The organism is endosymbiont of Lamellibrachia barhami (assembly GCF_011947365.2).
Lineage (GTDB): Bacteria > Pseudomonadota > Gammaproteobacteria > Chromatiales > Chromatiaceae > QGON01.
This window is the reverse complement of sequence record NZ_JAAVSH020000001.1, coordinates 265,763-269,234: the sequence shown is the minus strand read 5'-3', so window position 1 is coordinate 269,234 and position 3,472 is coordinate 265,763. Positions and strand designations below refer to the sequence as shown.

The 3,472-nt window shown below is 53.3% G+C and carries 1 protein-coding gene; it reads right to left on the bottom strand.

Annotated elements, in window-relative coordinates; translation table 11 throughout:
- A partial coding sequence (locus G9Q73_RS01215; protein ID WP_177418124.1) for a PKD domain-containing protein occupies nucleotides 1–3,472 on the bottom strand: 3,472 nt, incomplete at both ends.

The window sequence follows — 3,472 nt, the reverse complement described above, 5'->3', positions numbered from 1 at the left end:
CTACCTGCCTGTAGATGTGCCGCGGCGTGGCCCCTTTACCTTTGTAAGGCAGGTCTGCGCCTGCAGGGCCGCCGGTAGAATCGCCGAAGGTCCAGTCATAGGTCTCTATTCCGTTGTCATCTGTCGAGCTTGTCCCGTCAAAGTTGACTAAGCCACCCACCTCAGCCGTATAAGGCCCGCCGGCATTCGCCACCGGCGGTGCGCCGTCAACAATCTCAATCGTTGTTGTATTACTGTCTGCCTGAAGGGCATTATCTTTAACGGTCAAGGTTACCGCATATGTGCCTGGTGTTTTGAATCTAAAGTCCGGGTTAACAGTGATAGCGCCTTTTTCCATGATCAGTTCATCCAGGCGGAAAGTACCTGAGAAAACGGTCACCCCTGCCTTCAGCAGGGAGGCGCTGGAGTAGTCGGAGTCATAGAGAAGCGTCCATGTACTCGATGTAGCAGGCTTAAAGTAGTATTCTGCCCCTTGATTCTTTAAGACAATCTTGATGTTATAAAGGGTATTTCTTGTATAACTAGCCTTCGTCCCTCGATTGCTGCCATCCTCTAAGATCTTGATGTTATTATCGTTAAAGTAGAAGGCATGAGTCATCTGGTTCCAATGGTAGTTGGCAGATGTATTCTTAAACCCCCAGGCGGCGCCTTGATGTCCAGACGGGCTTTCAGGGAGGATGCGGGCCTGGAAGGTCGTCCCATCTCTCCTTATAGAATCAGCCTGGCTGAAAAGGTAACGACCGCTGCCTGCACCTACTATAGTGACACCGTCATTCTTGGTCACATCTGTAACGCTGAATATCCATTGTGTGTTGTCCAGGACGGTACCGGCAAAGTCAAAAGTCGTAGGCTCTAAGAACCATTCATACTTATAGATAGCAATGTCATCCGTGGAACCCGTACCGTCCAGCGTGACGGTCCAGATGCCGTGACTGGTGTCGCTCTCATCGAATTCATAGGGGCCGCCGGCATCCGCTACCGGTACACCGCCGACGGTTATGCTGACGATTGTAGTCACCTCGGTCATCTGCAGGGCATTATCATAGACCCTCACTGTCACGGTGTAGTCACCGACGCTTGTATAGGTAACGTCCACAGCCTCACCGGTTGCATCGACCTGGATGCCGTCCGAGGCGTCGAAATCCCACTCGTAGAGGAAGATGCCGGAATCGTCTGTGGAGGCAGATGCATCGAGCGTGACGCTCCAATTGCCGCCCACAGCATTATCTTCGGTCTGAGCGTAAGGACCGCCATGCGAGGCGTCCGGCGCATCTCCCATCACCACCGACACCGTTGTCGTGACCTCGGTCATCTGCAGTGCGTGATCATAGACACGCAGCGTCACTGTATAGTCGCCGGGAACCGTGTATGTCACTTCAGGCGCCACCCCGGTCGCATCCACCTGAAAACCGTCGGCAGCGTCCAGATCCCACTCATACTTCTCGATACCCACATCATCCGACGAAGCAGAGGCATCCAGGTTCAGCGTCCAGGTGCCACCAAGCGCAGCGTTTTCGCCGATGGTATAGGGCCCACCGTGCTGTGCATCAGGCGGTATGGAACGGGTTATGGTTACCGTTGTGGTGACCGTATCCTGCTGCCTGGCATGGTCGGTTACAGTGAGGGTGACGTTATAGATACCCACGGCATCGTAGGCGTGGACAGGCGCGATATCCGTTGATTCGACCTGAATGCCGTCGCTATCGTCGAAATCCCATGCGTATGTTTCAATGCCCTGATCATCGATCGACCCGCTACCATCAAGCGTAACCGTATAGATGCCGTTGGCCGCAACCTCTTCTCCAAAGGTGTAGGGTCCACCTGAATTCGCGACAGGCGGTGATCCCTCGATGTATACTTGGGCAAAACCATAAGCCATCTTCCCCTCATCGTCGGTAACCTTCAGTCTTGCCAGGTAGTTCTCTTCCGTTACGCCGTAGGTATAGGTGACAGTGCTTCCCATTGCCGTACCACCATCTCCAAGCTCCCACTCATAGCTGGTGATGACGCCACCATCATCATTGTCATTGGAGTCACTGCCATCGAAGTCGACAGTGCCACCCAATGGAAGATGAACCGGATTTGGCCGAATGATCGCATAGGGCATGCCAGCGGCACGATAGGGTGGCGCCGAAACGGCCAATACATAATGAGTGGTCGTGCTGGCGGGATTGATCTCGACCCGACTGTCGAAGGTGCTGTCACCGTTCCCGGGATAGTACCAGAGGCTTCTGCCGGTATGGTCCGTAAGCACGACATCGACGTTTCCGTCGTCGTTGTAATCGTAGCCGTCATAGGCACTAAAGTTGTTTGGGTCGAGAGATGCCTCTATACCCATGTTGAGAAAAGTACCGTCTCCAAAGCCCTTGAAGAAGGTGGCATCTCCGGTGCTGGAATTGTTGGCAAAGATGTCCACAACCCCATCATTGTCGAAGTCAGCGGCAACCACGCCATAGGTATATCCACCCGCATCACCGACGATCTGCGGCGGATCGAAGCTCCCATTGCCCTGGCCGATATAGACCTCGATCTGACCACTGCCCATCTGGCTGCGAATCAGGTCAAGTTTCCCATCACTGTTCAGATCGGCAAGATCCACTCCACCGCCAGCCACCCCAAAGTCCAGAAGAGTCGAGGTAAAACCGCCATTCCCATCGCCGAACGCGACCACTGTATATTCCGAATTGGTAGTACTGACAAAATCCGCATTGCCGTCATTGTTGAGATCACCCGCGGACATGTCGTATACCCAGCCACCTGATACGTCATGACCAACAACGATTCCTCTGTTCAGGAAGTTGTCACTGCCGTCATTATTGAAGAGATAGAAGTCGACCTCGGTGTTTGTTCCTCCACCCGCAACGAAATCGAGATGACCATCATTATTGAAATCGGCAATGGCGATGCCCCTGGAACTATAGGCCCCAATATCTTCCAACTCTTTGTAGTCACTGAAGGTTCCATCACCATTACTCTTTGCAAAATAGATATTCCCTCCCTGATCGATCATCACGACAAAGGTCTTCGCATGGCTGTCCGGTGTGGCGGCATCACAATCATCATCGATACCGTTGAGGATAATCTCAGTAGCTCCGGGATGAACTCTTGGATTGTCATCATCGCAATCCGCTGGGATCGGATAGTCGGGCGTCTGCTCGGTGTAGTAACCATCCCCATCGTCGTCAACGTAATCCAGGGTACCCGGATCGCAGTCGTCATCCAACAGGTTGTAATGGACCTCCGTTGCACCAGGATTGACAGCTGCATTGGTGTCATCGCAGTCCACAACATGCAGGTAACCATCGCCGTCCAGATCATCATCCCGCGTCGCTGGGTTGCAGTCGTTATCTATGCCGTCATAGGGTATTTCCAGCGCGCCGGGGTTGGCCAACGGGTCGTTGTCATCGCAGTCGACACGACTCTCGTAACCGTCATTATCGAGGTCCTTGACAACATAGATGCTGAAAGACTG